33 protein-coding genes and 2 pseudogenes are annotated in these 26,649 nt (G+C 67.3%); 19 read left to right on the top strand and 16 right to left on the bottom strand.

All coding sequences use genetic code 11. The features are described 5' to 3' along the window. Positions 1 to 80 precede the first annotated feature (80 nt). The 3 genes from AB0L60_RS13170 to AB0L60_RS13160 all read right to left on the bottom strand — a co-directional run bounded on the left by AB0L60_RS13170 (position 81) and on the right by AB0L60_RS13160 (position 2,235). A complete protein-coding gene (locus tag AB0L60_RS13170; protein ID WP_364611956.1) occupies positions 81 to 221 on the bottom strand; it encodes a hypothetical protein in 141 nt (46 codons plus the stop codon). Positions 222 to 272: 51 nt separating this feature from the next. Next, complete coding sequence (locus tag AB0L60_RS13165; RefSeq protein ID WP_364611953.1) at positions 273 to 569, bottom strand: hypothetical protein; 297 nt, start codon at positions 567 to 569, stop codon at positions 273 to 275. Positions 570 to 1,008: 439 nt separating this feature from the next. Then, on the bottom strand, positions 1,009 to 2,235 hold the full coding sequence (locus AB0L60_RS13160) for an alginate lyase family protein (RefSeq protein WP_364611950.1): 1,227 nt from the start codon (positions 2,233 to 2,235) through the stop codon (positions 1,009 to 1,011). 240 nt (positions 2,236 to 2,475) lie between these two features. Here AB0L60_RS13160 and AB0L60_RS13155 point away from each other — a divergent pair, with 240 nt between their 5' ends. The 3 genes from AB0L60_RS13155 (at position 2,476) to AB0L60_RS13145 (ending at position 5,422) form a co-directional block, all read left to right on the top strand. Beyond that, on the top strand, positions 2,476 to 3,318 hold the full coding sequence (locus AB0L60_RS13155; RefSeq protein WP_364611947.1) for an acyl-CoA thioesterase domain-containing protein: 843 nt from the start codon (positions 2,476 to 2,478) through the stop codon (positions 3,316 to 3,318). Between the two features lie 83 nt (positions 3,319 to 3,401). Beyond that, on the top strand, positions 3,402 to 4,274 hold the full coding sequence (locus AB0L60_RS13150) for an AraC family transcriptional regulator (protein ID WP_364611944.1): 873 nt from the start codon (positions 3,402 to 3,404) through the stop codon (positions 4,272 to 4,274). Positions 4,275 to 4,312: 38 nt separating this feature from the next. Continuing rightward, positions 4,313 to 5,422 carry a serine hydrolase domain-containing protein gene (locus AB0L60_RS13145; RefSeq protein ID WP_364611941.1) on the top strand — a complete coding sequence of 370 codons (1,110 nt, stop codon included), beginning with the start codon at positions 4,313 to 4,315 and terminating at the stop codon, positions 5,420 to 5,422. Between the two features lie 306 nt (positions 5,423 to 5,728). Here the strand turns inward: AB0L60_RS13145 and AB0L60_RS13140 are convergent, their stop codons facing one another. From AB0L60_RS13140 to AB0L60_RS13125, 4 genes and pseudogenes are all read right to left on the bottom strand, one after another. After that, complete coding sequence (locus AB0L60_RS13140) at positions 5,729 to 5,875, bottom strand: DUF1059 domain-containing protein (RefSeq protein ID WP_364611938.1); 147 nt, start codon at positions 5,873 to 5,875, stop codon at positions 5,729 to 5,731. A gap of 97 nt (positions 5,876 to 5,972) precedes the next feature. After that, entirely contained in the window at positions 5,973 to 7,217 is a 1,245-nt protein-coding gene (locus AB0L60_RS13135; RefSeq protein WP_364611935.1) for a cytochrome P450, read from the bottom strand. A gap of 44 nt (positions 7,218 to 7,261) precedes the next feature. Next, on the bottom strand, positions 7,262 to 8,614 hold the full coding sequence (locus AB0L60_RS13130; protein ID WP_364611932.1) for a cytochrome P450: 1,353 nt from the start codon (positions 8,612 to 8,614) through the stop codon (positions 7,262 to 7,264). Positions 8,615 to 8,773: 159 nt separating this feature from the next. After that, a pseudogene (locus AB0L60_RS13125) lies at positions 8,774 to 9,205 on the bottom strand (TetR/AcrR family transcriptional regulator); the annotation flags it as partial. Between the two features lie 47 nt (positions 9,206 to 9,252). On the opposite strand from AB0L60_RS13125, the gene AB0L60_RS13120 reads away from it, so the two are divergent. Continuing rightward, a complete protein-coding gene (locus tag AB0L60_RS13120; RefSeq protein WP_364611929.1) occupies positions 9,253 to 9,774 on the top strand; it encodes an alpha/beta hydrolase fold domain-containing protein in 522 nt (173 codons plus the stop codon). Between the two features lie 41 nt (positions 9,775 to 9,815). On the opposite strand, the gene AB0L60_RS13115 is transcribed toward AB0L60_RS13120, so the two are convergent. The 5 genes from AB0L60_RS13115 to AB0L60_RS13095 form a co-directional block, all read right to left on the bottom strand. Continuing rightward, entirely contained in the window at positions 9,816 to 9,977 is a 162-nt protein-coding gene (locus tag AB0L60_RS13115) for a hypothetical protein (RefSeq protein ID WP_364611926.1), read from the bottom strand. An 18-nt stretch (positions 9,978 to 9,995) separates the two neighbouring features. Then, positions 9,996 to 10,391: a carboxymuconolactone decarboxylase family protein gene (locus AB0L60_RS13110; protein WP_364611923.1), complete on the bottom strand. Its 396-nt coding sequence runs from the start codon at positions 10,389 to 10,391 to the stop codon at positions 9,996 to 9,998. 193 nt (positions 10,392 to 10,584) lie between these two features. Next, complete coding sequence (locus AB0L60_RS13105) at positions 10,585 to 10,887, bottom strand: hypothetical protein (RefSeq protein WP_364611920.1); 303 nt, start codon at positions 10,885 to 10,887, stop codon at positions 10,585 to 10,587. Positions 10,888 to 10,949: 62 nt separating this feature from the next. Beyond that, entirely contained in the window at positions 10,950 to 12,665 is a 1,716-nt protein-coding gene (locus tag AB0L60_RS13100; protein ID WP_364611917.1) for a GAF domain-containing protein, read from the bottom strand. Positions 12,666 to 12,779: 114 nt separating this feature from the next. Further along, complete coding sequence (locus tag AB0L60_RS13095; protein WP_364611914.1) at positions 12,780 to 13,658, bottom strand: DUF302 domain-containing protein; 879 nt, start codon at positions 13,656 to 13,658, stop codon at positions 12,780 to 12,782. Positions 13,659 to 13,874: 216 nt separating this feature from the next. Here AB0L60_RS13095 and AB0L60_RS13090 point away from each other — a divergent pair, with 216 nt between their 5' ends. The 3 genes from AB0L60_RS13090 (at position 13,875) to AB0L60_RS13080 (ending at position 15,665) form a co-directional block, all read left to right on the top strand. Beyond that, entirely contained in the window at positions 13,875 to 14,357 is a 483-nt protein-coding gene (locus tag AB0L60_RS13090) for a pyridoxamine 5'-phosphate oxidase family protein (protein ID WP_364612035.1), read from the top strand. Between the two features lie 96 nt (positions 14,358 to 14,453). Further along, complete coding sequence (locus AB0L60_RS13085) at positions 14,454 to 14,585, top strand: hypothetical protein (RefSeq protein ID WP_364611911.1); 132 nt, start codon at positions 14,454 to 14,456, stop codon at positions 14,583 to 14,585. Between the two features lie 156 nt (positions 14,586 to 14,741). Then, positions 14,742 to 15,665: a universal stress protein gene (locus tag AB0L60_RS13080; protein WP_364611908.1), complete on the top strand. Its 924-nt coding sequence runs from the start codon at positions 14,742 to 14,744 to the stop codon at positions 15,663 to 15,665. Between the two features lie 89 nt (positions 15,666 to 15,754). Here AB0L60_RS13080 and AB0L60_RS13075 read toward each other — a convergent pair whose 3' ends face one another. Next, the gene (locus AB0L60_RS13075) at positions 15,755 to 16,234 is read right to left on the bottom strand and encodes a nuclear transport factor 2 family protein (RefSeq protein WP_364611905.1); all 480 of its coding nucleotides are present in this window, start codon (positions 16,232 to 16,234) and stop codon (positions 15,755 to 15,757) included. Between the two features lie 183 nt (positions 16,235 to 16,417). Between AB0L60_RS13075 and AB0L60_RS13070 the strand changes: the two genes are divergently transcribed. The 3 genes from AB0L60_RS13070 to AB0L60_RS13060 all read left to right on the top strand — a co-directional run bounded on the left by AB0L60_RS13070 (position 16,418) and on the right by AB0L60_RS13060 (position 17,671). Then, positions 16,418 to 16,903 carry a hypothetical protein gene (locus AB0L60_RS13070; protein ID WP_364611902.1) on the top strand — a complete coding sequence of 162 codons (486 nt, stop codon included), beginning with the start codon at positions 16,418 to 16,420 and terminating at the stop codon, positions 16,901 to 16,903. A gap of 94 nt (positions 16,904 to 16,997) precedes the next feature. After that, the gene (locus AB0L60_RS13065) at positions 16,998 to 17,276 is read left to right on the top strand and encodes a metalloregulator ArsR/SmtB family transcription factor (RefSeq protein ID WP_364612032.1); all 279 of its coding nucleotides are present in this window, start codon (positions 16,998 to 17,000) and stop codon (positions 17,274 to 17,276) included. A gap of 5 nt (positions 17,277 to 17,281) precedes the next feature. Further along, positions 17,282 to 17,671 carry a VOC family protein gene (locus AB0L60_RS13060; RefSeq protein WP_364611899.1) on the top strand — a complete coding sequence of 130 codons (390 nt, stop codon included), beginning with the start codon at positions 17,282 to 17,284 and terminating at the stop codon, positions 17,669 to 17,671. Between the two features lie 9 nt (positions 17,672 to 17,680). Here the strand turns inward: AB0L60_RS13060 and AB0L60_RS13055 are convergent, their stop codons facing one another. Next, complete coding sequence (locus AB0L60_RS13055; RefSeq protein WP_364611896.1) at positions 17,681 to 18,640, bottom strand: acyl-ACP desaturase; 960 nt, start codon at positions 18,638 to 18,640, stop codon at positions 17,681 to 17,683. A gap of 244 nt (positions 18,641 to 18,884) precedes the next feature. Here AB0L60_RS13055 and AB0L60_RS13050 point away from each other — a divergent pair, with 244 nt between their 5' ends. Continuing rightward, positions 18,885 to 19,649, top strand: coding sequence for a sigma 54 modulation/S30EA ribosomal C-terminal domain-containing protein (locus AB0L60_RS13050; protein WP_364611892.1), 765 nt, complete (start codon positions 18,885 to 18,887; stop codon positions 19,647 to 19,649). A gap of 121 nt (positions 19,650 to 19,770) precedes the next feature. Next, complete coding sequence (locus AB0L60_RS13045; RefSeq protein ID WP_364611889.1) at positions 19,771 to 20,283, top strand: DUF2231 domain-containing protein; 513 nt, start codon at positions 19,771 to 19,773, stop codon at positions 20,281 to 20,283. A gap of 19 nt (positions 20,284 to 20,302) precedes the next feature. On the opposite strand, the gene AB0L60_RS13040 is transcribed toward AB0L60_RS13045, so the two are convergent. Then, positions 20,303 to 20,608 carry a hypothetical protein gene (locus AB0L60_RS13040; protein WP_364611886.1) on the bottom strand — a complete coding sequence of 102 codons (306 nt, stop codon included), beginning with the start codon at positions 20,606 to 20,608 and terminating at the stop codon, positions 20,303 to 20,305. A 143-nt stretch (positions 20,609 to 20,751) separates the two neighbouring features. Here AB0L60_RS13040 and AB0L60_RS13035 point away from each other — a divergent pair. Then, positions 20,752 to 20,874, top strand: a pseudogene (locus tag AB0L60_RS13035) (DNA-binding response regulator); the annotation flags it as partial. Between the two features lie 17 nt (positions 20,875 to 20,891). Further along, entirely contained in the window at positions 20,892 to 21,074 is a 183-nt protein-coding gene (locus AB0L60_RS13030; protein ID WP_364612029.1) for a winged helix-turn-helix domain-containing protein, read from the top strand. Here AB0L60_RS13030 and AB0L60_RS13025 read toward each other — a convergent pair. Then, complete coding sequence (locus AB0L60_RS13025) at positions 21,044 to 22,072, bottom strand: hypothetical protein (RefSeq protein WP_364611882.1); 1,029 nt, start codon at positions 22,070 to 22,072, stop codon at positions 21,044 to 21,046. The genes AB0L60_RS13030 and AB0L60_RS13025 overlap by 31 nt on opposite strands. Before the next feature lie 1,042 nt (positions 22,073 to 23,114). Between AB0L60_RS13025 and AB0L60_RS13020 the strand changes: the two genes are divergently transcribed. The 5 genes from AB0L60_RS13020 to AB0L60_RS13000 all read left to right on the top strand — a co-directional run bounded on the left by AB0L60_RS13020 (position 23,115) and on the right by AB0L60_RS13000 (position 26,643). Then, positions 23,115 to 24,095 carry a helix-turn-helix domain-containing protein gene (locus AB0L60_RS13020; protein WP_364611879.1) on the top strand — a complete coding sequence of 327 codons (981 nt, stop codon included), beginning with the start codon at positions 23,115 to 23,117 and terminating at the stop codon, positions 24,093 to 24,095. Between the two features lie 434 nt (positions 24,096 to 24,529). Then, on the top strand, positions 24,530 to 24,991 hold the full coding sequence (locus AB0L60_RS13015) for a 2-phosphosulfolactate phosphatase (protein ID WP_364611876.1): 462 nt from the start codon (positions 24,530 to 24,532) through the stop codon (positions 24,989 to 24,991). Further along, positions 24,988 to 25,299, top strand: coding sequence for a 2-phosphosulfolactate phosphatase (locus AB0L60_RS13010; RefSeq protein WP_364611873.1), 312 nt, complete (start codon positions 24,988 to 24,990; stop codon positions 25,297 to 25,299). Before AB0L60_RS13015 ends, AB0L60_RS13010 begins: the two co-directional genes overlap by 4 nt. Positions 25,300 to 25,507: 208 nt before the next feature. Beyond that, entirely contained in the window at positions 25,508 to 25,723 is a 216-nt protein-coding gene (locus AB0L60_RS13005; protein ID WP_364611870.1) for a hypothetical protein, read from the top strand. A gap of 260 nt (positions 25,724 to 25,983) precedes the next feature. Further along, positions 25,984 to 26,643, top strand: coding sequence for an arsenate reductase ArsC (locus AB0L60_RS13000; RefSeq protein WP_364611867.1), 660 nt, complete (start codon positions 25,984 to 25,986; stop codon positions 26,641 to 26,643). Positions 26,644 to 26,649: the final 6 nt, after the last annotated feature.

Raw genomic sequence — 26,649 nt, 5'->3', positions numbered from 1 at the left:
GGGTGGCCCGAGCGCGGCCATCTACCAGGTACGGGGTGCAGACCAGGATGGCCGGCGACACGCCCGAATTGGTAGATGTTTCAGCCCACCTGCGGTGCCGTGAGATGGACACGGATGCGGTCGAGCAGTTCACCGGTTCCGAGCGGTTTAAGCAGGTAGTCACACGCACCCGCCACGTAGGCGTCACCGATGGCGTCGGGATTGCCATCAAGGGACGACACTCGGCGCGTGAGATCTTCGGAGGCTGCGGACGACCCTTCGGATTGGCTGTTTCAGCCGGTGGCGAATGGGAATTCGACGAACTCGACCGGACCGAACTCGTCGGAGGCTTGCTCGCGCGCCCCGGCGACACTGTGGTGGCAGGTGTCGGTGATGACGTTCCACTCCCCGTCGCAATAGAACAAGTACACCTCGGGGCTCGCGTCGTACTGCGCTATCGCCAGTCCTGCGAAGTCATTGACGACGAGACCGTCCACCTCGTGCCTCGTGCGCCCAGATGGTGTCGCACCGCGGATGTCTGCTGTGCCCAGCACTCGTGCGCCATCGAGGAATCTCGGTACGTCCGTCACGAACCGAATTGTGCACCCCGCCGACCGCTCGCGCTTGTCGCACTCGTGTCGAAGACGTGCACTGAAATCAGTAGTGGATGTTCTGCACCGCACCAGGTTCCGGCCGCCGGCGCCTCGCGCTGGCCGGTTCAGCCAGCGCGCTATGCGGCAGATGGGTGCGTTGTAGGTCATCGCCGCGCACTATGTGCTCGTTTCAGCGGGATGCTGAGCGACGACCGTCGTCGTGACGCTGCGCCGCCACGAGCAGCCGCTCGAGGGCGGTCACCGTATCCCGCTTGCCGAGATGCCGGAAAGTGACTCGCAGCCAACGCACTTCGGTACGGGTCGTCTTCATCGACTCTCGCGAAACCAGATCCACCATGTGCGGTGGGGAGATCCAGGTCGGCCACCGTCAATTGCGGCCGTTGCCCCTCGAGAAGGCGGGTTCAGGAGCCGAATTTCAGCCCGGATTGTCGGCGTGGGTGAGGGTTTCCCACATGGAGAACATGTCCAGCCCGGCTGGGCGTTGCTTGTCGGTGAGGCGCTCGGTGTCGGGGAGGTCCAGGTGCATTCGGTTGTGCAGGGCGTTGTAGGCGACTTCGGTGACGGGGCCGAGTTCGCGTTGCAACTGGCCTCCGCAGAGCCAGGTCGGCATCGGTTGGCCGAGTTGGTATTTCGAATGTAGTTCGAGGGCCGCACGGAGGCGGTCGGCTACTTGGGGGTAGAGGTCGTGTTGTTGGATGCGGCTGGTTTCGGCGATGTGGGCGATCGCTGACAGGCCGTATCCGGTGTGCGCGAAGTCGCGGCAGGTTTCCTGTGCGACGCCGTCGACGAGCGTCGATTGGCCCCACCAGTATTTGGTGATCTGATCCGGGGTGGAGGCGTGGGTGCGGACCGAGATCCGCGGTTGTGGACCGTCCGAGGTGAGGTAGATATAGGCGGGGACGCGATCGAGGTACATCGTGGCCGCTGTGTCGTAGGCGTGGCGATCTTCGAGGAAGACGCCGATGTCCTGGGTGGCCTCGATCATCGACAATTCCCAATTGCCGTTCGACGTGGAGCCGGTGATTACCTTGGGCAGGTATACCTTTCGCAGCAGGTCCTGGAATCGAGCCAGATCCGGCCAGCTGCCGGCATAGGTGTAGCGGACGATCTCGGCCGCGCGGGTCCATACCGAGGCCGCCCATCCACTCTGTAGCGGGGCGTTGCTGCCGGTGTGATCGGTGAGCGTCGCCGACCACGCATCCATGACCTGAATCGACTTCCGCGCATAGCGCTCGTCACCGGTCAGATACCAGGCCAGCGCACTGGTGTAGGCGGCGTCGGCGTCGCGCCGCTCATCACTGCACCCGTTGTCGGGGTGGTCGTAGGGTCCGCAATCAACTACTGCCCGCGGCTTCGCCACGTACCCGAGGCCCGCGTACTGGCTCGCCATCATCGCGTCGAAGGCCGCCTTCCACGGCTGCGCCTGCGCCCGCAGCTGCTGCCGCACGAAATCCAGCTGCCCCCGCGAGTCCATCACTCCCGGATGCACGAATCCCGCGGCGTCGGCGACGACGCTCGGCGTCGGCGCCGGATGTGATGTCCCCGAGGGCGATCCGCATCCGATGAGCGAGCCGGCGATCACAACGAGCGTCAGCGCCAGCCGGAGGGTCCGGACCTGACGATTGACCCGAGACGACCTCACCTCATCCCCAATCAGGGTAGTGTTCAACACAATTCGGCCGTTCGGGTCCCGGTGGGCACGCCTGGATCGACCACGAAGACAGTACACCCGGTCGCCTTCGGCCCATGGTGAATGACTGAGCCCGGCCCCCTACCCCGCGGGTGACCCTCGGTCGGGATCGCCACCGGCTCGGATACTTCACCATGCCGCTCATCGGGAATCGCCGATCGCGCGCTTTCGGGCGTGTGCAAATATTTCGCAATGGCTGGTGGAACGCATATGTGGCCGGTGGTCGACCTGGCCGATCTGCTCGATGTCCTCGATCTGACCGAGGTCGGGGCGGGTCGGTTCCGCGCTCGCAATGTCACCTCGACGCTGCCGACGACGCTCGGGAGCCAGACGCTCGCGCAGGCCGTGGTTGCCGCGGAGCGGACGGTGCCGCACATGGCCGTGCAGTCGCTGCACGGTGTCTTTCCGCGCGGTGGGTATGCCGACCGGGACGTCGATGTGGCGGTCGAGGTGGTGCAGTCGGGGCGGGCGCTGGCGACGGTCCAGGTGTCGTTCTCCCAGGAGGGACGCGAGCACGCGCGGGTGCTGACGATGCTCAGCGCGGAGGAGCCGGACTTCCTCAGCCACGGTGCGCACCTGCCTGCGGGGGTGCCAGGGCCGGAGGAGTGCGACGAGCTGCCGTGTGCGCTGTTGCCCTGGGAGGTACGCACACTCGGCGGAGCGGACGCGCTCGCGGCCGAACTGTCGGGACCGCCGGCCCTGGATGTGTGGATGCGCTGTGACAAGGCGCCGGAGCTGCCCGGCCTCGGTCGCGCATTGCTGGCCCACGGCAGCGAAGGCTTCCTGGGCCCGGTCGCGTTACGCCCGTACCCGGAATCCGAGATCGCGCGCCGCGGCGGCCGCGGCGCGTCCGCGATGCTCACCCAGACTGTCACCTTCCATCGGCCGTTCACGATGCATGACTGGCTGCTACTGCACTGCGAGAGCCCGTTCGCCGGTGGCAGCCGGATGTACGGCCGCATCCAGATCTTCACCCAGGCCGGTGATCTGGTGGCATCGGTCTCCGCCCAGGGCTTGATGCGCCGGGCCGGCTGACCGGCCGCGTCGAGCCTCCCGCCCTGACCGGGACCCAGCCTGTGTCATCGAGGTGAGGCCGTCGGGTTTGTAGCCTGGACGGGGTGGATGCTGTGGACTTCGGTGACGAGCCCGGTGCGGGGTGGGATTTCGCGGGTCCGGACGATGCCGGATGGCCGGGCACCGCGATGATCGGTTATCGCGATATCGGCAGGGCCGGACTGGACCTCCGGGTTGCCGGGACGACGGCGGTCACCGTGGTGATCGGCTTCGGTGCCGGCGCGGTGCTGGTCGACGATGTCGCCGGCCGGCGAACCCTCGACGGGTTCGCCGCAGGGCTTGCCCTCTCGGCCATGCGCGTACGCAGCGAACGAGCCGCGTGTATCGAGATTCGCCTGTCGCCGATACAGGCGTACTCCCTGTTGGGTGTTCCCCCAATCGATCTGGGCTGCGGCGCTGTCGCGCTGGAGGATCTCTGGGGACCGCGGATTCGGGTACTGCGCGAGCAGCTCGCCTCGGCCCCGGCGTGGGGCGAGCGTTTCGCCCTGACGAAGTCGTTTCTGGCACAGCGCGACACCCCGAATCGGTCACCGGACCCGGAGGTGCTGGAGGCCTGGTTTCGAATCGAGTCCGCGCACGGCCGATTGCGGATCGGCGAACTCGCCCGATCGCTCGGCTGGAGTCATAAGCGGCTGGGGTCGCGGTTCGAGTCCCAGATCGGACTCACTCCCAAGCGGGCGGCGATGCTGGCCCGATTCCGCTATGCCGTCGACAAACTGGTGGCGGGCCGGCCCGCCGCCGACGTTGCGGCGGAGTGCGGGTACACCGATCAGCCTCACCTGTGCCGGGATGTATCGATCTTCGCGAACGACACCCCGGGGGCTCTCACCGCACACTATCTGCCCGCCATCGCCCGGCACCGGTACCGGGCCTGGGGAGAATTCTTCCAATACCGCGCCGGGTGGCCCGGCCGATAGTGGTGGTCACCGACATCGACAACGAGAGGACACGTGTCGTGACCACCACCCTCGATTCCACGCTGCTGCAGGCCGCCCTGGATGCCGTCCACCGTGCGGGCATGCCGGGAATCTTCGCGGAAGTCCGCGCCGGTGACCAGATCTGGTGTGGCGCAGCGGGAGTCGCCGACGTCGCAACCGGCCGACCCGTCGCCAGCGACATGCGCCACCGAGTCGGCAGCATCACCAAGACGTTCACCGCCGCCGCCGTACTACGGCAGGTCGACAACGGTGCGATCGAGCTCGACGCACCGATCGGCCGCTATCTGCCCCGCCTGGTTCCCGGAGATCGGGGTACAACGATCACGGTACGGATGTTGCTCAACCACACCAGCGGCCTCGCCGACTACCTGCCCCATGCCTACCCGTCGCTCGCGGCCTTTCCGGACCTGGCGAGGACGACGCCGGACAGCCTGGACGACAACCGATTCACCCGCTTCCACCCGACCGAGCTGATCGAGATGGGTGTCTCGGCGCCCGCCACCGGGGCCCCGGGCAGCACCCCCGGCATCTACTCGAACACCAATTACCTTCTGCTGTGCGAACTTCTGGAGTCGGTCACCGGCGCCTCGGCCGAGAAGTGCATCACCGGCGACATCATCGAGCGCGCCGGGCTGCGCGAGACCGAACTCCCGGCCGGACCGCAGATCGACGGTCCCCACTCCCTGCACTACGAGTCGTGGTTCGGCATGATCGAACCGCCGCGTGACTACAGCGTTTTCGACATGTCGTGGGTCGGACCGGCGGCGTCACTGATCTCCACCGTCACGGACCTGAACCGCTTCTTCGGCCTCCTGCTGGCCGGCGAAATCATCAGCCGCCCAGCCCTGGCGGAGATGCAGCGCACCGTTCCGGTCATCTCGTTCGAGGGAAAAACCCTCGACTACGGTCTCGGCCTGCAAACGCTGCCGGCCCCCGGCCCCGCCACCTTCTGGGGCCACGACGGCTCCGTCTGGGGCGGCGGCGCAATCTCGATGACCAGCGTCGACGGCACGCGCCAACTCTCCGCCGCCGTGAACCTCCAGCGCTGGAACCGTCCCGCCATCGCGCCGCAGCCCCATCCCATCGACGCTGCCCTGCAAGCCTTTATCCACCAGGCGCTCGCGTAGCAGCGTGTCCCGCGGCGACAGCATCGCAGAACGCCGCCATCTGCAGCAGCCTGTCCCTCGCCGACGAGTATCTGACCGCGCCGCAACAGAATTCGGATGTCCTGGCGCGGCTACTGACCACACTGGGCACCCTCGAGATGATCGTCCAGAACAACAAGGTGCAGGTGGCTCAGGCGCTGCGGGATCTGGCGGAGGGGAGCCCGGCTCATTCGGAGCCGGGCCGACCTCTCTGCAGGATCTCGGCGAAGGCGAGTGACACCCGGTCACGATCCCAGGCCCTGAAGACCTGCTTCCCCGAATGCGCGATCAGTAGGCGAGGAAGAGGATCTCGTCGCGGGAATAGTTGTGATCGGGGTGCCGCTCGGCAAGGTGGGCCTGGGTCTTCTCGACCAGGTCGTCCTCGTTCTCGCCGCGAATGTATTCGCCGCAGGGGCAGCTCAGTCGGGTCTTCATCATCTACTCCCAATGTGATTGCGGGGGACGGCTTCTCGTCCGATCCGCGCCGATCGAGTATGCACCGGGCGATCTCCCCGGTGATACGGCGGCCCGGCTACTCGTACCGGACCTGCCAGTGCTTGATGCCGTTGATCCACCCCGACCGCAGCCGCTGAGGCTCGGCGACCTCGGACAGGTCCGGCATCGCGTCGGCGATGGCATTGAACATGAGATCGATCTCCAGCCGGGCGAGGTTCGCGCCGACGCAGTAGTGCGCGCCGGTGCCGCCGAAGGCCAGATGCGGATTGGGGTCGCGGAGAATGTCGAACCGGAACGGGTCGTCGAAGGCGTCCTCGTCGAAATTGGCGGAGCTGTAGAACAATCCGAGTCGCTGGCCCCGCCGGATCGGCTGCCCGGCCAGTTCGGTGTCGGCGGTGGCGGTGCGCTGGAACGCGGTCACCGGCGTCGCCCAGCGCACGATCTCGTCGGGTGCGGTGCGTGGGCGCTGCCGCCGGTAGAGCTCCCATTGCTCGGGGTGGTCGATGAACGCCTTCATCCCGTGGGTGATGGCATTGCGGGTGGTCTCGTTGCCCGCCACCGCCAGAAGAATGACGAAGAAACCGAATTCGTCCGAGCCCAGGGCTTCGCCGTCGAGATCGGCGTGCACGAGCCGGCCGACGATATCGTCGAGCGGATCGGCGCGACGCTGCTCGGCCATGGTCCAGGCGTAGCCGAGGATCTCCATCGACGCCGCGGTCGACGAGGTCGTGCTGGTGTTGTCTCCGTATTCCGGGTCGTCGTAGTTGAGCATCTGATTGGACCAGTCGAACAGTTTGCGCCGATCCTCCTGTGGCACGCCCAGCAATTCGGCGATCGCCTGCAACGGCAGCTCGCACGCCACCTGCTCGACGAAGTCGCCGCCGCCGGTCTCCCGCGCCGCGCGCACGATCGCGGCCGCACGATCGGCCAGCGCGCCGCGCAATCCCTCGATCGCGCGCGGGCTGAAGCCCTTCGAGATGATGCGCCGGATCTTGGTGTGCTTGGGCGGATCCATGTTCAGCAACAGCGCGCCGGTGAGCTCGATCTGCTCGGGCGTGATCTCGCCGGGCAAGCGGATCACCGCGCCCTTGGACCGGGCCGAGAACAGCTCCGCGTTGCGCGAGATCTCCTTGATGTCCTCGTGTTTGGTGACCACCCAGTAGCCGCCGTCGCGGAATCCGCCGGACTGGGCATCGGTCTGCGGGTTCCACCACACCGGGGCGGTGCGGCGCAGCCGGGCGAATTCTGCGACGGGGTTTCGGGTCTCCCAGAGCGCCGGATCGGTGAAATCGAATCCGGGGGGAATGGACGGCGCGGACACAGCTGCCTCCTGACGGGCCGACATCATTGTGGACCGGGACGGACTCACCGATGGCGGCGCCGGTAGCGGACGCGGCACGGCTGCTGCAACTGCACCACCATCTTGGAGTGGTCGTTGCGATAGGTCTCCGACGGCTGGGCCAGCTCGAATTCCCAGTCCCGCAACAGGATCGAGAAGATCGCCTTGAGCTGCATGAGCGCGAACGGCGCGCCCACACAGCGGTGGCGGCCCGCACCGAAGGGGATCCAGGTCCAGCGATTGACCAGATCCTCCTGCCGCGGATCCAGATAGCGGCCCGGGTCGAAGGTGTCGGGGTCCGGGAAGTCCTCCGGGATCCGGTTGGAGATGGCGGGCGTGGCGGCCACCATGTCGCCCGCCTCGATCCGATGCCCACACACCTCGAACCGGGCACGGGCGATACGCATGAGGATGATCAGCGGCGGGTGCAGGCGCAGCGCCTCCTTGAGCGCGGCCTCCAGATTCGGAATCTGGCGCAGCGCATGGTGACTGACCTCCGCGCCGTCGGCGTACAGCTCGTCGAGCTCGATGACCACCGTGGCCAGCGTGTCCGGGTGGCGCAGCAGTTCGATGATGGTCCAGGCCGCCGTGCCGGAGGTGGTGTGGTGCCCGGCGAACATCATGGAGATGAAGATGCCGGTGATCTCGCTGGCCGAGAAACGCGGCACGCCGTGCTCGTCCTTCACCGAGATCAGGACGTCGAGCATGTCGCGATCGTCCTTACCGGTCGGCGGATTCGCCTCGCGCTGATCCATGATCGCCTGCACCAGCTCGACCAGTGCGGCGCGGGCCTCGTCGCGGCGGCGGAAGCTCTCGATCGGCGCGTAGGGATCGACGTAGGCCAGCGCGTCGGTGCCCTGCTCGAGTTCGTGGTAGAGATGCGCGAACCGGGAGTCCAGCTGCTCGCGGAACTTGGGGCCGATCAGGCAGGCCGAGGATGTGTAGATGGTCAGCTCGGCGAAGAATTCGAGCAGATCGATCTCGCCCTCGTCGGTCCAGCGGGCGAGCATGCGATCCACCTCGCGGGCAATGGTGGCCGCGTGCCCGCGCATGTGGTCGGCGCGCAGCGCCTGGTTGTGCAGCATCTCCTTGCGGCGTTCGGGCGGCGCGTCGAAGACCACGCCCTCGCCGAAGATCGGCTTCATGAACGGGTAGGCCGCACCCTGATCGAGGTCCTCGTCGCTGGCGCGGAAGAAGAACTCGTTGGCCTCGGCGCCCGACAGCAGGATCACATCGCGTCCCGCGAGTTCGAAGGCTCCGACATCGCCGCATTCGGCGCGCACCCGCCGCATCAGCGCGATGGGATCGGTGCGGAACTCCTCCAGGTGTCCGTGCTCATCCGCGCCCCCGGACACTCGCTGCGGCTTGACCAGCGTCATTGGAAATCCCTTCACGAACAATCTTGTCCAGACACGTGATGGACATGTGTCTGGACGGTACTATGGTCGGTGGCGTGCGACAAGGTCCGCGGCCGGTTTCGGACGTTGAATCGGATCGCCGGCCGCATGCTGTGCAGGCCTGTGTTCGGTGTCCGTCGATCACTCGGCCGCGGGATCCGCCAGCAGTCGGCGCGCGGACCGTTCCAGCAGGCCGGCGACCTGCTCGTAGGAGAGCAGGCCCATCCCGGCCTGGAGCAGCGCGCCCGCGTAGACCAGCTCTAGCATCGAAACCCGTTCTGGGTCATCGGATCCCAATGCCTCGGCGAGCCGGCCGCGAATCTCCAGGCCGATGCGCACCCGCAGATGCCGGACATCGGGATCGTCGCCCCGCAGTGTGTTGCTGACCGCTCCGGCGAGAGCCGGGTCATTGGCCACGAGCAGGGATACCTGGCGCAAGACGGCGACCACCCGGGTGGCCGGGTCCCCGGTGCCGGTGTCCAGTTTCGGGGCCGCGACCAGTCGCCGCCAGAACACCTCCGAGATCAGGTGCTCCTTGGACGAGAAGTACGTGTAGGCGGTGGCGGTGCCGACGGGTCGAGGAGTTCGGAATCGATCGCGGCGACGGAACGCGGCTGCGCGTGGTCGTCTATTCGCCGTCGGCACCCACCACCGCCGTGGCCGGACTGCTCTGGCTGCACGGGGGCGGATACTTCCTCGGGCGACCGGAACAGGACATGCGGATCTACCGGCGATTGGCCGAGCGGACCGGATGCGTGGTGGTCGCGCCCGACTATCGGCTCAGCGTCGCCCACCTGTATCCCGCGGCCCTCGACGACTGCTACACCGCCTTGATCTGGATGCGCGACAATGTGATTCGACTCGGCATCCGCGAGGCTCAGCTAGCGGTCGCGGGGGAGAGCGCGGGCGGGGGACTGACCGCCGCGCTCACCCTGCTGGCGCGGGACCGGGGCGAGGTGAACATCGCCTTCCAGATGCCGATCTATCCCATGCTCGACGACCGGCAGTCCACCGAATTGTCGCCCGAGGTCGCCGTAGGGGACGTGCACCGGATGACGTACTTCGGTGATCGCCTGACGTTCCGCGGCGGGTGTGATGGACGCCTGCTGCGAGCATCTCGGCGGTCGAAGCTTCAAATTTGAAGCATTTGGAAGTGGCTTTACTACAAGGTTGAAGTAACTGATCAACGGGCGAGGATTCGCCGGATCCAGCTGTCGCGGGCGGCATCCTGATGACCCGGGCACCACTGGTCGGCCGGTACGGCCGCGCGGACCTGGGTGACGTGGGCGCCGCAGCCGGACCAGGTGGTCTTGCCGCAGGTCCGGCATCGGGCGGGATGACACATGTCTGTTTTCTCCGTGGGTCAGGCGGGGGATTCGCCGGATTCGATGGCGTCGGCGAATTCGCAGAACGCCTCGTAGGCGCGGGCGCCGTGGATAGTGGCGGGGCCGCCGTGCATGAGGAAGGTGACGCCGATGGCCTCGGCGGCCTCCTGCCTGGTCGCACCGGCGCGTGCCGCGGCCTGACCGTGCGAAGCGATGCAGCCGTCGCAGCCCTCGACCACCCCGATGGCCAGCGCGATCAGCTCCTTGGTCTTGCGATCCAGCGCGCCCGGCGCGAACGCCGCCTTGCTGAGCTCGCCGAAACCCTTGTACACCTCGGGAATTGCCCGCCGCAGCTCCCGGTGCAGCGGGGACAGCTCGTTCAGGACGGCCTTGCCGTGCGGCGAGGCGTGGGCGACGTCGGTCGGTGCGGACATGGCTACTCCTTCGGTTGCTTCGGCGAAGCGCGGCATCGTCCGATCGGCCGCGTCGCGGATACCCCATAGGGTATGAAACCAAGGTAGCATACCCCCAGGGGTATGTGCGGCGACGTGCCTCACATCTGCTGTCCCGAACGAGGTGCCCTGAGTTGCCCGGCTCGGGACCGGTTCCGAAGCCGGGCGCTGACAGTCAGTTCAACCCGAGGACCACAGCGTTGCCGTCGTGATCACCGGTGGAGGCGGTGTTGTAGGTGTTACCCAGCGGCACCGTTACGCCGTCGAGACGCTCGTCCCCGTCACCGGCGGCGTCCCCGTCGAACTCTGGGATGTTCCGGTGGGCAGATCGGACGAGCCGGTCGGCAGCGCGGCGGCTCCCGGCGCCATCACGACAAACGCCGCCGCAGCCACCGCCAACGAGATCGACCGAACCCGAATGGCAGAGCGAGACAACATATGCACCTTTCACCGACGATCCACAGGTCTTAGCAGACAAAGGCCGACCACAGGACCGTTACGCCCGAGGAAGCCTCGGGCCGACGGATTCCGAGGCGGCGGTCAGTCGAGCGGGGCCGACCAGCGGAGGCGGGTGCCGGTGTCGTCGGGGTTGGGGAGGATGGTGAAGGTGCCGCCCAGTTCCTGGGCTCTGCGGGCGAGGTTGGAAAGGCCGCTGGGGGTGATGTTGTCGGGGATGCCGATGCCGTCGTCGGAGACGGTGATGGTGAGATCGTCGGCCACGTCGAGGGTGACGGCGAGGGAGTGGGCGTTGGCATGGCGGACGGCGTTGGAAACCGCTTCTCGGACAACGGCTTCGGAGTGGTCGGCCAGGACAGGGGCCACGACGGAGAGGGGGCCGGAGGTCCGCAGGGAGGTGCGCAGGTCGATGTCGGCGGTGTGCTGGGCGATGACCTGTTCGAGGCGTTGACGCAGGCCCGGGGATTGGCCGTTGGCGCCGTGCAGGTCGAAGATCGAGGTGCGGATCTCCTGCACCACGTCCTGGAGGTCGTTGACCACATCCGACAGGCGCTGCCGGATTTCGGGGGCTCGGGTGCGGGCGATGGTGCCCTGCAGGCTCAGGCCCGCGGCGAACAGGCGCTGGATCACGTGGTCGTGCAGGTCGCGCGCGATGCGGTCGCGGTCGCTGAGGATGTCGAGTTCGCGCACCCGCTGCTGGGCCTCGGCCAGCTGGATGGCCAGCGCCGCCTGCTCGGTGAAGGCCGTTGCCAATTCCAGGGTTTCGGCCGAGAACGGGGGAGCGGAGATCGGCCGGACGATGACCAGCACGCCGAAGGTGGCGCCCTGGGCGTGCAGTGGGAGGATCAGCGTCGGGCCGGGGTCTGCGATCGGCTTGCCCAGATCGATATCTCCCGCGTCGTCGAAGCTCAGCGGCGTGCCCTCGGTGATCGCCCGTCCGATCGCGGTGCCGGTGGTCCGGACGACCTGGCTGCTGGGCTCGGTGCCGGGCCCGGCCCAGCGCGCGATCCGTAACTCCCGCGTCTCCTCCGCCGGTATATCCGGATCATGCTCGATCGCCAGGAACGCGCGTTCGGCCTGGGTCAGCGTGCGGACATGCTCGACCACGTGCGCGAGCACCTCGTCGGCGGCGGTTCCGGCGAGGAACGCGGTGGCGGTGTCGCGGGTGGCCTCGATCCACGCCTGCCGGGCGCGGGCCGATTCATACAGCCGCGCATTGTCGATGGCGATGCCGGCCGCCGCAGCCAGCGCCTGGACGATCACCTCGTCGTCCTCGTTGAACGGCAGCCCGTTCTTCTTCTCGGTCAGATACAGGTTGCCGAAAATCTCGTCCCGGATCCGCACCGGCACCCCGAGGAAGGTGTGCATGGGCGGGTGGTTGGTCGGAAACCCTACCGACGCATGATGACTGGCGATGTCGTCGAGCCGGATCAGCTCGGGCTGATGGAACAGCACCCCCAGCACACCGCGCCCGGCCGGGAGGTCGCCGATGGCATCAGCGGTGTCGTCATCGATGCCCTCGTGCACGAACTGGGTGAGGTTCGCATCCACGCCGCGCACGCCGAGTGCGCCGTAGCGGGCGTCGACCAGGCTGATGGCGGTGCGCACGATGGTGCGCAGTGTATGGTCCAGATCCAGCCCGGCGGTCACCGACAGCATGGCCTCGACGAGTCCGTCCATCCGGTCGCGCGCGTCGATGATCTGATCGACCCGATCCTTGACCTCGGTCAGCAGTTCACGCAGTCGCAACTGCGACAACGTGCTTCGCACCGAGTGCTCGGCATCGGAGAGGGAAGTCATCTGAAGGCATCCTGGGGCTGTCGAGGGCGAATCCGAGCTATCGCTCGCCCACAGTGTATTGGCGCTGCGCCGGACACCGCCTCCGGAGCCGCAGGCTCCGGCACCCGGATCAACTCACCCGGCCACCGCGGCCGGGTGGTGCAGCGCGGCCAGCGCCGCACCGAGCAGCCGGTGTGCTTCGGCGGCAATATCGTTGAGCGCGGGTTGTGCGAGCGTGCGTACCTGAACTTCGGGATCGGCCGCCTCGATCAGCACTCCGGTCTCGTCCTCGCGCAGCACGATCCGACTGGGCAGCAGCAGACCGGCCCGCTGGTCGACCTCCAGCGCTCGCGCGGCCAGCCGCGGATGGCACACCTCGAGAATCAGATGGTCCCCGATGTGCTCACCTGCCTTCTCCCGCAGTATCGCCTGCATGTCGATCTCGGCGACGACGCCGAACCCCTGCCGGTGCAATGCTTCTCGGGTCCGCGTCGCGGCGTCGGTGAGGTTGCCGTCGAGATGCACGGCGATCGCGGGTGCGGGTGCGACCGGGAGCCGGATTTCGGTGATCAACTGCCGCGGATCGCTGACCTCGTCGGGACCGACCAGATATGCCTCGGTCGGCGGCCCGATCGGTGTGCACCCCGCCTCCCGCACCCACTCGCCCAGCGCGCGATAGGCGGCGTCCAATCCGCCGTAGCCGCCGCGGTGGCAGGTGCGTGCGACCAGTGTCGGCGGCAGCACCATCAGTTGCGCCCCGGACGCGGGCCCGAGATTGGGCGCGGGCTCGATGGGCAATCCGAAATCGACCTTGATGGAATCCCCGGCAGGCGACTCGTGATGAAACGTAATGGTGGGTGCGCCGGAAGCCGTCAGACCGGCACGGCTGGCCACCTCCGCCATGCGCTCGACGCCCGCGACAATGGCGTCGCTGAGTCGATCGGGCGGAATCTCGAGGGGAATCTGCACCACGGTCTGTGGCGCCGTCTCGCACAGACCGATTCGATAGTTCATCACGTGCCTCCTGTTCGACGGGTGTCTCTTCAGACTCCGACGCGGGGCCGGGTCCGCCACAGAGGCGAATGTCAACGCGCCCGAGGCAGAAACGCAGTGCCGCTCGAGGACAGGACGGTCATCGAGGACCTTAGGCCCTGCCGGGCAGGAGAATTCAATGGTCCCATGGAGATCGAATACCCATCGAATCGATGAACCATGACGGGAGACGACGGCATGAACCGTTTCCGGGGCGAGGAGGCCGCGCGGAGCATGGCCGAGGAGGCCGCGCGCAGCGTGGTGGACCTTTCCCGGGACGAGTCGATGCGCCTGCTGGCCAGTGTCCCGTTCGGCCGGGTGGTGTTCACCCGAGACGCGTTGCCGGCCGTCCGGCCCGTGAATCACATCGTCGACGGAGAGACCGTCATCGTGCGGACCAGGCTGACGTCGCGACTGACCTCGACCGTGCGGGCCGATTCCGCTGTGGTGGTCGCCTACGAGGCCGACGATATCGATCGGGTGACACGATTGGGCTGGTCGGTCGTGGTGATCGGTCTCGCGCGGACCATCACCGCCCCGGAACTGGTGGCCCGCTACGATGCGCTGGTACGGCCGTGGGTGGACGGGGTCATGGACACCATCGTGGCCATCGAGCCGACACTGGTGACCGGTATCCGGTTGGTCGAGCGGGAATCGATCGGGGCCGAGCCGCTCCGGTGAGCGACGCTACGGCTACCATCCACGCTGCCGCGTCTCGGATGGTGTGCCGATCCGACGACGCCGTCCGACCCGACCGATCCCGAGAGGACCACCATCATGTGTCAACCGACCCCTTGCGACTGCGGCAAGATCACCTGGGCCGGCTGCGGCGAGCACATCGACCAGGTCAAGGTCAGCGTCCCCGTCGAGCAGTGGTGCGACGGCGAGCACGAGACCGCGGGCAAGTAGCCGCCGATCGCCTCCCGCGACCATCGGCCCACGGCCGGGCGGTCTTTGGGCCCCTGGTCCCATGACCATCGGCCGCAGTGCCGGCACCCCGGTGATTCATACCGTGAGGGTGGGCGGCGATCCGCCGCCCGGTAACCGCACCGCCGGGAGATGGCAATGGCTGAGCAGGAATACGACGATCCGCACCGACTGGTCTCCGCAGGAGTGGTCGTCGGCGTGGACGGGTCGTCGGGATCGGACATCGCGCTGCAGTGGGCAGCCGATCTGGCGGCGCGCCGGGGACGCACGCTGCAGGTCGTCCACGGGCTGGACCTGGTGGGCACCAGTGCCGTGATGGGCCCGTACGCGGTGGTGACACCTGAGGTGATCGACGCTGCACAGGCCAAGGGCCGGGACGTGGTTCGGCATGCGGTCGAGACGGCGCGGGCCGCTCACCCCGATCTGCAGGTGACGGCGCACCTGTTCAACGACTCCGCCGCGGGATTGCTGATCGACTTCAGCGCCCGCGCCTATGCTGTGGTGCTCGGCGCCACCGGGACCACCGGAACCTTCGCGCATCTGGGCTCGACGCTGCTGTCGGTCACCTCGCACGCGGCGGGCACTGTGTTCGTGGTGCGCCCGGATCACCAGGCGGACAACATCGTTCGTGATTCCGGTCCGGTGGTGGTCGGTATCGATTGCGGCCCGGTCAGCGAGCCCGCCATCGCCGCCGCGTTCGCCGAGGCGTCGGAGCGGGGCGCGGACCTGGTGGCGGTGCACGTCTGGAGTGACTGGAGCGCGGGGGTGTTCGCCGGCGATCATCCGACCCCGGTGCTCGACGACGTCGAAGCCGTCGAGGAGTCGGTCCTGGCCGAGCGGCTCGCCGGGTGGCAGGAGAAGTACCCCGACGTGACCGTGATCCGCCGCGTCCACTTCTCCGCTCCGGCGGCGCACCTGCAGGATTGGTCCAAGCACGCGCAGCTGGTCGTGGTCGGCAATCGCGGCCGCGGGGGATTCCTGGGCCTGCTGCTCGGGTCGACCGCGCACTCGCTGGTGCAGCACGCCCACTGCCCGGTGATGGTCGTCCACGCGGCCGACTGACGCCCGCACCGCCCGATCACCCTCGGCCCGGCCCGCACCCTCGTGAAACCCGTTCGGCCACCGTCATTCCGCGGTACCGATCCCCGCCGTCAGCGGGTTTCGATCATGTTCCCGAAGTGTCCCGTACGCCAGATGATGCGGTTCCGTACTTCGGTCATACGCCACCCATCGGGGGTGCGGGCCAGATCCGCGGTAACGACGCCGCCTGCCGTGAACGACCGTTCGAGCATGCTCGACTCGACGGGCATGCCCTTCCACAGATGTATCGCAACAAGATTGGCCCGCACGTCGGCCGTGTCGCCGTCGATCGCGACATCATGACCGCTGAGCAGATGCTGAGTGGCGTCGAAGCGAGCGAAGCTCACCGCATGACTGCCCGCGATACTCGCAGGACCTGCCACCGCCGCCCCGTTCGGCCGCACGATTCGCCCATCGCTGGCAAAGATCTGCTCGAAACATGTTACGTCGAAGCACATCTCGTCCAGAGAGCGAAAATAGCTGTTGAATACCTTGGTGATCCGCGCAGCGTCGACCCAGTACCCAACTTCGTCCTGATCGATTTTCGGCACAAGCTCCTCCTTCTGGCAGTCGCCCCCGACGCTAGATCCTGACCCGACGTCAGTTTCAAGTCCGCACCGACGCATCCAAGTCCGCAGCAACTGTGTGAGCCGTCTGTGCCGACCGTGAGAATTTGGCCTGAAACGCTGCGGCGCACTGCGTTTCGGCGAGGCAGGTTTGTAGCGTCGGCGACTTTGAAGCGTCTCGTGATTGCCATGGTGACCGTTGTGACGGCCCTCGGGGTGGCCGCCTGTGGTAGTGGCGATAAGAATGTGTCCAAGCCTGCCAAGCCGTCCACGTCGAAAACTGCTCCGGTGCAGTCGAATTATCCGCCTGTGCTGACCGCGGCCGATCTCGATGCGGAATTGCAGAAACTGGTGAACCCCGATATTCCCAACGATCAGAAGCTGGACATGTTGCAAGGGGTTGCCGCCGATCCCGGCCTGCCGCAACGTTTTGTCGATTTCTACAAGCAGAGCAACGCCACCATCACCGTCACCGGCGTCAACGATCTTGGCAACGGCACGCTGACCGCTGACGCCGAGGCCTCGATCAGCGGTGGTCAGCCGCAGCGGGCGGTCGTTCCGCTCGTCGCCGAGGACGGCAAGTGGAAGGTGCAGAAGGAGTGGCTGTGCAACATGCTGTCGCTGGGTAATCAGACCTCGCCGGCGTGTGGTTGATCCGGGCGCGTTCGGCTTTCTTGCTGGTCGGGCCGAATCGCGGGTCGGCGGGGAGTTCTTGACAGGCAAGTGGTCACTTGCCTATGGTCGGGTGGTGGGCGATATTTTCAAGGCCCTCGCCGATCCCACGCGGCGGATCATTCTCGATGAATTGGCCGAGCGGGATGGGCAGACGCTGTTCGAGATTTGTGCCCGGCTCAGTGGGCGGCATCAAGTGAGTTTGACGCGGCAGGCCGTGTCGCAGCATTTGGCCGTGCTGGAGGAGGCCGGGCTGGTCGAGACGCGGAAGCAGGGCAGATACAAGTTCCACCACCTCGATACGACTCCGCTGGCCGCCATTCAGGAACGGTGGCCGGTGCACAGGAAAGGGTAAGGGCCGTGCGGATTTACATCACCAGCGTGTTCGTGGACGACCAGCAGAAGGCGCTCGACTTCTACACCGGGGTACTGGGCTTCACCAAGAAGCATGATGTGCCGCTGGGCCCGGGGGCCCGCTGGCTGACCGTGGTGTCACCGGAGGACCCGGAGGGCGCGGAATTGCTGCTCGAACCGGATGGGCATCCGGCGGTCAAGCCGTACAAGGACGCGCTCGTCGATGACGGCATTCCGGCAGCCTCGTTCCAGGTGCCGGATGTGCAGGCCGAATTCGAGCGGCTGAGCGGTCTCGGGGTGACGTTCACGCAGCAGCCGCTGGCGGCGGGACCCGTCACCACCGCCGTATTCGACGACACCTGCGGGAATCTGATCCAGATCGTCACCCCGGCCTGACCCGTCCGCTCAGACGCGGGCGCGCTCACGGGCGAGGGAGCGGTCGCGCTGCTCCTCGAAACGTGGAATCTGCACCTGGTGGAGATTGTCGAGGTAGCGCGCCAGCCGCTCCCGCGCCTGTTCGCCCTGGGGCCCGAAGTCGGTGCGGCCGAAGATATTCCAGTGCCGCAGCACCGGCATCAGCACGTCCTCGTAGTGCTGGCGCAGATCGTAGATCCCGTGCTTGGCCATGAGGACGCCGTGGCGGCGGAAGTTGGGCATTCCGGTGCCGGGCATGCGGAAGTTCTCGACGATCAGGTCGATGGCCGCCATGGCCTGGTCGGGCACGAGGTCCAGGGCCGCGCCGCACAGGGTGCGGTAGAAGATCATGTGCAGGTTCTCGTCCAGGGCCAGCCGCTGCATGATGCGGTCGGCGACCGGGTCCGCGCAGACCTCGGCGGTATTGCGGTGGCTGATCCGGGTGGCCAGCTCCTGGAAGCTGACATAGGCCACCGAGTAGAGGAATCCGGCATGCGCGGCCGCGGTGCCGGGATCGACGGGCGCGGCGAAACCATTGGTCATATGGGTCATCCGGTCGTTCTCCAGCGCGACCGGATCGACGCCGCGGGTGACCACCAGATAGTCGCGCAGGACCACGCTGTGCCGGTTCTCCTCCGCGGTCCAGCGGCCCACCCACGTACCCCACGCCCCGTCGCGGGAGAAGTTCTCGGCGATCTCGCGGTGATAGGAGGGCAGATTGTCCTCGGTGAGCAGATTGGTGATGAGCGCGGCCTTCGCCACCTCGGAGAGCCTGGATTGGTCCGGATCCCAATCGATTCCACCGAGCTGCGCGAAATTTCGACCGTCGTCCCAGGGCACGTAATCGTGCGGATGCCAATCCTTGAACACCGACAGATGCCGGTCCAGCGCCTGCCCGGCGACCGGCTCCAGTTCCACGAGAATCTCCCGCTGCGTCAGCTCACGCGCCACGAGTACTGTCCGCCTTCCTGTCCGATGAGTGGGGGCCGTACGGCCACCGCCCACCGTTCCGCGCCGCGCCCGGCGGCGACAGAGCCGAAGGTCCTCACCGGACCGGGACTTGGATCGTGAAATCGGTGAAAGGTGCGGCTCGCCACCTGATCCCGGGACCTTCGGCCCTGTTTGCGCCGCCGTGACCGGTGCTGACATGGACGCGTCGACATCAAGGTCGATCACCACCAGGAGGTCGTGCAGCGTGTACGCGGACGAGGTCGCCACCATGCCGGAATCGTTCGTCGAGGTGATCGTGGACGGCACGGCCTCCACACAGGAGATGGACCGGGCTCGCGCAGAGCTCACGGAGGTACTGCGCCGCCATGGCCTGGCCGGCAGCGCCCGCCTGCGGCTCACCCACGACGCCCGCATCGACGGCACGTCCGTCGCGCAGGTCAACCTGTGCGTCGCCGGGACTCCGGTGCGCTGCCAGATCGACGGCCCCGGCACGCTCGTCCTCCGCGTCGTCGCAGAACGCCTCGACCGCTCGCTCAATCGCCAACTGGCGCAAGCACCCCCGCGCTGGGCGCCCGACCCGGAGCGCGCGTCACTGGTCACCGTCGGCGAGGAGCGCCCCATCGTCCGCCGCAAGCACTGCGTGCCACACCGGTGCGACCCGGCGGCCGCCGTTGCGACCATGGACGCCCTGGACTACGACGCCCACCTCTTCACCGACCTCGACACCGGCGAGGACGCCATCGTGTATTGGGCCGGGCCCCTGGGCGTCCGGATGGCGCGCCAGCGCCGGGCATGCCCGCCTCGCGATTTCGAGCATCTCCCGCTGACCATGAACCCCCACCCGACCCGCGTCCTCACCGAGTCGGCCGCCGCCCTCCGCCTGTGCGGCTACGGCCTGCCCTTCCTCTTCTTCACCGACGCCGAGGACGGCCGCGGCCGCCTGCTCTATCGCCGCTACGACGGCGACCTCGGCCTGGTGGTCGCGACGTCGGCTCTCCCGGTCTCGTAGCGGCGGCCCGCACCGGGTCGGGCCATCGATCACAGCGTCCTCTCAGCGACGTTCCGCTAAAACCTCGAGCACAGCCTCGTAGGCTCACCGCCGACGTCACGACAGGAGAGTGCGGATCATCATGGGACCCACCACCATCAATGGGCTGCCGGCCCACGTTCTGTTCGTTCACGCTGTGGTCGTGCTGGTGCCGGTGACCGCGCTACTCGTCGCGGCCGCGGTGCTGTGGCCCTCGGCGCGGCGCCGGATCGGCGTGCTGTTGCCGGTGGTCGCCTTCCTCACCCTGGTGTTCGTGCCGCTGACCACCCACTCCGGTGAATGGCTCGAACACCGCACGCCACGAGATCCGCTGTTGCGCGCGCACACTCACCTCGGTGACGATCTGCTCGTCTGGTCGGCGGCGACGTTCGTGTTCGCCGCCGTGTGGTGGGCGATGCACAGTGAGCGCGCGCGGGACCTCCTGCGGCGTCGGGTGCCGCGGATCGACGCGGTCTCCGGTCGCCGGGCGATCGCGGCCATGGTCGCGGTGGCTGCCCTCGCCGTGTCCGTCGGATCCATCGTGCAGGTCTACCGCATCGGGGACAGCGGAGCGAAGGCCGCCTGGCACGATCGAACCGTCTCCCAAGCCAGGTGATTTCCGATGGCCCGGCATGTCAGGGGGCGACGCGGCCGAAGAGGACGGACTCCATAAGGCGGATCACCCACTGGCGCGGGTAGATTCGCTCGTCGCCGAAGACGCGGCCGTAGTCGACGACCAGCCCGAGGGCGGCGTGCACGAGGGTCTGCCCTTCGGCGCGACCGAGCTCGGGGCGGACCCGGGCCAGCAGGGTCGCCCATTCGGCGACGACGAGGCGTTGCACGACCCGCAGTGTCGCGCGTTCATCGTCGGGGACGTGGCCGAATTCGGCGAAGTAGACGAAGATCAGCTCCCGTTCGTCGAGCGCTCCGGCCACGTACATGTCGACGAGTTTGGCCAGAGCTTCTGCCGGACAGGAGGATTCGGCCAGGGTCGGGCCGATGAGGCCGAATTCAGCTGCATGCGATCCTGCGCCGGACCCGGTCCGGCGACGAGGACGGACCCGGCCGGCTGCGCTTCGCGGACGTGGAACTCGACGCCGGCACCCATCTGGTGTTCCGCGCCGGTGAACAGATCTGGCTGTCCGCCACCGAATTCAAGCTGCTGCACTACCTGACGCTCAATGCGGGCAAGGTGGTGAGCAAGCGCCAGATCCTCGATCGCGTGTGGCAGGCCGAGGCGGGCCGCGCCGACCGGGTGGTGGAGACTTCGTCAGCCAGCTGCGCCGCAAGATCGACACCGGCCACCCGCCGCTCATCCACACCGTGCGCGGCGTCGGCTACACCCTCCGCGAATCCCCTAGCGCGGACTCCGGCGATCACACCCGATCGAGGAAACCGTTGCCGTAGTCGATGTTCCGGGCATCACGCAGGTCCACGTCCGGTGTGAATCGCACCGTGTCGGTGCGATCCCACAGTTCCATTCCGGCTATGGCGGACTGGCAGTCGCGAATGCAGCGGCGGACGCCATTGCGAATTCTCGGCGGCAGCTGCAGCGCATCCATTTCTGCCGTAATTGCCTGGGCCGCGGCCTGATTGTCGGCGATCCGGACGTCTATCGAACGGCGGATTTCCGTGACCGCCTGCGGCAGTTCCATTCCCAGATGATGCTGCAGAGTCGTCACCAGATTGATGGTGTCCTCGGAATCGGCTTCGATAGCCAGCGAATGCAGATCATTGATCAGGCACATGATATCGGCGGTGGTCGCGATTATCTCCTGATACGCGGGCCCGTAATACAGGGCGTCGGGAATTTCGGTGTGCTCGATCACCTCCGCCAAATCCACCGTCGGCAATACCGTGCACGCGTCCCGGCGTAGTCGCGGATATTCTTCCGGACTCGGCGACTTGCCCGCCTGACGAAATGCGTTCTCGCGCGCGTGACCGACCAGCCACAATTCCAGATTCAATGCGAATCGGCGCGCCCAGGCCTCGGAATTGCGCGGGAAGGTACGGGTGCAGAGATTGGAAAGAGCTGCGATGACGGGTGGCATCGGACCCGTGACCCCGCGCTCGTGCACCACCTGCAATGCGGTGTGCCGGAGGCGGTCGTAGTCGTCGAGCCGGCCCGTGGTGATGGCCAGATCCTGCAGATCGTCGAAGACGAAGAATACGGTGATCCATTCGGCGACCAGGAGCATGTCGGCGAAAGACGAGGTGGGGCACCAATACGCCGAGAATCGCGCGTAGCCGAGCGATTCGAACTTGCGGGCCGCCGCCTCGTCCTGGAGCAATCCGAAACGCTGTGCCCAGATCTGAACTCTTTCCTGCGCGCGGTCGCTCATCGAATGCCGCTGCGGCAGAAACGGAAGCGGGATCTCCAGGTGCCGCAAGTCGTGTTCGTTCATCGGTCGCACCTGGGTTCACTCGGGTGGAGGCGGGATGCCTCCGGCGGTCAGCGTAACCGATATTTCGGGCAGATAACGCGGATTCGCAAGATCCGCAGAGCGGCAACCAATTCGCCGGGACTGCGGACGACCGCGCTACAGCTGCCGGAGGTACGGTGAAGAGGTTCCCGTCTGGTCGGCAAACCCCTGCAAGTCATCGTGTACGAGGAATCCACCGCCGCGGTCGGCAAGCACGCCCTGATGTCGTTGTGGCAGTTGATCAGGGTCGTCGACGAGGACCCCGACGGCATGATCCAGTGGCTCGCCCTACGCTACGGCCGGAGTGGTCGGATGGCTGTGGCGAACACCCGAGTGCTGCCCGCGTTCGCTGGCGCGGCTCGGGCTGAATGCGGTGGCTCGCAACCAGAACGGCGACGGCAGCTGGGTGAGTCCGCAGGCCCATGACGGCGCGGTCGCGTGCTCGCCGGTGCTGACCGCGACGGCCCTCGGGTGGCGCGGCGCCGAATTCGCCGGAGCCGAGCGGTATCTCCGCCGCGAAGGCTTCCGCCGGCCGGACCTGTGGCGGGTGCTCGCGCCCGCGGTCAATGTCGAACGGGTGACGGCGGCAGCGCTTTCGCGCTCCCCGGCTTCCCCTGCTGCCCGGATTCACCGCATCGTTGACCACCTCGCTGCGGGCGTCCCTCCGCGTGGAGGGCATGGCGTTCGCCCCCGGCCCGCCCCCGAGACGGCGTGCGCGGTACACGCGCTGTGCGCCAGTGCGAACCCGTCGCCCGAGCGTTCGGTGGCTTGTGCATTGCGCCGGTCTCACATTTTCTCGCCGATCGCTATGACGCCGGGACGGCCGATTCGACGCGAACCCCATTGTGGCACTGCAAAGATCTCGGATCGCCGCTTAGAATCGAGCGTCTGTATACATTGACCGCCCTGCTCATGAGCGGTTCACCGCTGCGGTGAGCCATGGTGGGGACCTTGGTCACCGACCACGGACGGAACTCGTTCGAAACGTGGTTGCTGAGCGATATGTGGTGGGAAGATTACCGACGTGGAGCAAGCCGTTTTCGGCGCTGTCGAGATCTCGTCGTCCTCGACCCTTTCGCCACGTCAGGCGTTCGAGCAGTGGGAAGCCCTGATGGCGGATGCGGTCGCACCGTCGGTGATCGAGCCATTGCGCACAGGTCACTGGCACGGACAAGTCGCCACGACTCAATTCGACGGATTCGCGGTGTCGCGCATGAAGGCCAGCGCGCAACGGGCATTGCGGACAAAAAAGATGGTGGCGCAGTCGACCGGTGAGTTCTTACTGGTGAATATCGTGCTCGAAGGAACGAATTGGACCGAGCAGCGCGGCCAGACGGCCGAATGCACGCCCGGCACCATCTCGTTCTTCGACAGCGGTGTGCCGCTGGAGAGCCGCACCACCGACAATTGCCTGTCGACGCTGGTACGCGCCCCGCTGCAGCTGGTGCTCGAGCACTCCGGCCTCACCCGCGACCAGCTACCCACCGCCACCGCCGTCCCCGCCACGGGGGCGCTGGGCGTGGTCGCCGGCTTCTTCCGCAATCTGGCCGAGCTACCGCCCGACGACATCGCGCGTGCGGTCACCGTCTTCGGCAGCGACGCCGCCGGCATGATGGCGTCGGCGTTGCTGCTGGCGAACGGCGAAAGTTCGCCCGGCCCATCGGATTCGCTCTACACGCGGCAGCAGGTGCTGGCCTACATCCGAAAGAACTTCACAAACCCGGACCTCACGGTCGACGAGATCGCGCATGCCTGCCTGATCTCACGCCGCACGCTGTACCGCGTCTGCGAGGGCTTCGGCGAGCCGGGCGCGATCGTCCGTCGCACCCGGATCGCCCACTCCCGCCGGCTCATCCGCGCCGACCCCTCCCGATCCCTGGCCGCCGTCGCCGCCGCATCCGGTTTCGCGACAGACCGCCACTTCTATCGGGCGTTCCGCGAGGAAACCGGGCTCACCCCGGGCCAATTTCGCGACCAGCTCGGGCCCCGCAACCGCATGCGCTGAGCCACAGCAAGATTCGGGAGCCGTCACCACCTGTGCTCGAATGCGCACCAGGTCCTGCGCCGGGGCGGACCGACACCGTCGTATGCCGCGACACCACCGCCTCCCGCACCGCGTCCGCGCCATACTGCAGATGTCACCCCGCGCACTACAAGAGCCTCCGAATCCGTTGGCTTCCGCCATAATTCGGCTGCGCCGATCTCGCCCTCGGAGCGCAACGCCACCGTGTCAGCCGCCCCCACCGCGGCCCCGGCTGTCGCCGTGAACAACCCGCGCCGGCTGACTCCCCGGACCGCTGCTCTCCTCTGCCATGCCCCGCAAGCTAATCGCGCCTCGAACGCCCCGCCATGCGAGAATGCCCACTCCTACTGGCCGGAGATCGTGGTTGATGCACAGCGAAAACCAGGTGGACGGCATAAACGGAGAGGGGAATCGGAATGTCGGAGCTGCCCGCATGGTCGAGGCAGGACGGGTACGGGGTGCGGTTCGATTGGGGGCTGACCGGTGCGCGGGCACTCGGGCCGGGCTGTGCGGTGCTCGTGGTGATCGATGTGCTGTCGTTCACGACCGCGGTGTCGGTCGCCGCCGAGGCCGGGACACGGGTGTTCCCGTATCCCGCACGCGATTCCACGGCAGCGGATTTCGCGGTGTCCCGGGATGCCCGGCTGGCCGTCGGCCGCAGTGCGATGAGCGCCGCGAATCCGTGGTCGCTGTCCCCGGCCGCACTGCGCCGGGCGCTCGCGCCGGAACGGCTGGTGCTGCCGTCGCCGAATGGGTCGGCCATTTCCGCTGCCGTCGAGGGAATTCCGGTGGTGGCGGCCTGCCTGCGGAACGCGTCGGCGGTGGGCCGGTGGATCATGAAGCAGGGCTGGGGCACTGTGGATCGGCCGGTCGGGTGATCGCCGCCGGTGAGCACTGGCCGGGGCGGGAGGTGCTGCGCCCGGCGATCGAGGACTGGCTCGGCGCCGGTGCGGTCATCGCGGCACTGTCGGAGCACGGGGCCGGACCCTTGTCGCCGGAGTCGATGGCCGCGCACGCCGGCTACGCGGGCATCCCGGACGTGCCCACGCTGATCGGTGACTGCGCCTCCGGGCGGGAGCTGGCCGCCATCGGATTCGGCGACGATGTGGCGATCGCGGTCGAGATCGACAGCAGCGCAGCGGTTCCGGTGCTGAGTGGCGACAGCTTCGCCGACGCCGTGGCCTGACCCTTACCCGCCGTGGTGAGATTCCGTGCGGCCGAGGAGCGGCCTCCGTCGGGCGAGGTGACGCGCAGGTGGCTGCTGACACTGTCGCGCCCGACCTGGGTGGCGGTGACATCACGCGCTCTTCGCGCGCCTGGCGTGGCCCGGCTACCGCGTCACTCTCGACGGCCACGACATCGGTTTCCACACGGTCACGAATACCTTTGTGGCCGTGGATATCCCGCCGGGCACCCGGGATGCCGACCTGGTGGTCGCCTGGCGTCCGCCGGGCTGGAAGATCGGCATCGCCACCGCACTGGCCGGATTCCTGGGGCTGGCCCTGCTGCATTGGCTCTACCGCCGTGAGCGCCGAGACGGCCTCGAAACTGGGCTGCCCGCTGACGATTTCGATCTGCTCACCGAGCCGCGGACACCGGTCCTGGTCTGATCGGCGGAGAAGTGGCATGCGTGGCGGGTGCTCGGGTGTGACCAGTTTCTCCTCGATGTCCGGTGCATGGCCGTGATCACACTTGTCCGTTGTGCCCGAATGTTCGCTGTGCGCGAAGCCGTTCGACGGGCGGTGCCGGGACGGGGTTTGATGGTTGCGTACCGGTAGCGGTTGCCTATCACCGCGAGCTGGCGGCGTTTCGGGGCCCAGCGGCGACCAGAGGACGGGGATAGGCTGACCAACGTGCAGAGGGAGCGATCGTGAACGAGACATTCGGCGCCGCCCTGCCTTCCACCGTTGCTGATGCGGACCGGATGATCCCGGACGAGGTCTCGGAACGGCTGACGGAGGAATTCGGCGCGGCGGTGGACTCCGCCACGGTCGAGCGCATCCTCGACAGCTCCTACGCGCACCTCGACGCCATCGGCATCGACCGTGCCCGGCTGGCCGGGGTCGCCGAGCGGTTCGCACGAGAACGGTTGACGGCCTTGGCCCGCGCCGAGGGACGCGCCATCCGCACCGGTCCGGCCGTGCTGTTCGTGTGCACGCACAATGCGGGACGTTCACAGATGGCGCTCGGATTCTTCAACCTGCTGGCCGGGGACCGGGCGTCGGGGTGGTCGTGTGGTTCGGCGCCGAACACGGTGGTCAATCCGCTCGTCGTCGCCGCCATGGCCGAGCGCGGGGTCGACATCGCCGACGAATTCCCGAAGCCGTGGGCCGATGAGCTGATGCGGGCCGCCGATGTGGTCGTCGACATGGGCTGCGGTGACACCGATCCGATCATCGCCGGGCACCGCTTCGAGCAGTGGCCGCTGCCCGACCCGGCGGGCGGGGGCATCGAGGAGATCCGCGGCATTCGCGACGCGATCGAACTCCGGGTTCGCCGCCTGGTGGCCAATCTCGGTCTGGTGGCCTGACCTGCG

Origin of the sequence: Nocardia sp. NPDC051981 (genome assembly GCF_040680715.1) — a bacterium.
Lineage (GTDB): Bacteria > Actinomycetota > Actinomycetes > Mycobacteriales > Mycobacteriaceae > Nocardia.
The sequence above is the reverse complement of the archived record's forward strand: the minus strand, read 5'-3'. Positions and strand labels throughout refer to the sequence as shown.

Bases quoted from the DNA above. Each gene is read 5' to 3' on its own strand.
- AB0L60_RS13040 (WP_364611886.1), bottom strand. From the start codon at position 20,608: ATGTACGTGGCCGGAGCGCTCGACGAACGGGAGCTGATCTTCGTCTAC.
- AB0L60_RS13130 (WP_364611932.1), bottom strand. From the start codon at position 8,614: ATGACGCTGGTCAAGCCGCAGCGAGTGTCCGGGGGCGCGGATGAGCAC.
- AB0L60_RS13045 (WP_364611889.1), top strand. From the start codon at position 19,771: ATGGGACCCACCACCATCAATGGGCTGCCGGCCCACGTTCTGTTCGTT.
- AB0L60_RS13025 (WP_364611882.1), bottom strand. From the start codon at position 22,072: ATGAACGAACACGACTTGCGGCACCTGGAGATCCCGCTTCCGTTTCTG.
- AB0L60_RS13080 (WP_364611908.1), top strand. From the start codon at position 14,742: ATGGCTGAGCAGGAATACGACGATCCGCACCGACTGGTCTCCGCAGGA.
- AB0L60_RS13110 (WP_364611923.1), bottom strand. From the start codon at position 10,391: ATGTCCGCACCGACCGACGTCGCCCACGCCTCGCCGCACGGCAAGGCC.
- AB0L60_RS13100 (WP_364611917.1), bottom strand. From the start codon at position 12,665: ATGACTTCCCTCTCCGATGCCGAGCACTCGGTGCGAAGCACGTTGTCG.
- AB0L60_RS13140 (WP_364611938.1), bottom strand. From the start codon at position 5,875: ATGAAGACCCGACTGAGCTGCCCCTGCGGCGAATACATTCGCGGCGAG.
- AB0L60_RS13015 (WP_364611876.1), top strand. From the start codon at position 24,530: ATGTCGGAGCTGCCCGCATGGTCGAGGCAGGACGGGTACGGGGTGCGG.
- AB0L60_RS13090 (WP_364612035.1), top strand. From the start codon at position 13,875: ATGAACCGTTTCCGGGGCGAGGAGGCCGCGCGGAGCATGGCCGAGGAG.
- AB0L60_RS13085 (WP_364611911.1), top strand. From the start codon at position 14,454: ATGTGTCAACCGACCCCTTGCGACTGCGGCAAGATCACCTGGGCCGGC.
- AB0L60_RS13095 (WP_364611914.1), bottom strand. From the start codon at position 13,658: ATGAACTATCGAATCGGTCTGTGCGAGACGGCGCCACAGACCGTGGTG.
- AB0L60_RS13115 (WP_364611926.1), bottom strand. From the start codon at position 9,977: ATGTGTCATCCCGCCCGATGCCGGACCTGCGGCAAGACCACCTGGTCC.
- AB0L60_RS13155 (WP_364611947.1), top strand. From the start codon at position 2,476: ATGGCTGGTGGAACGCATATGTGGCCGGTGGTCGACCTGGCCGATCTG.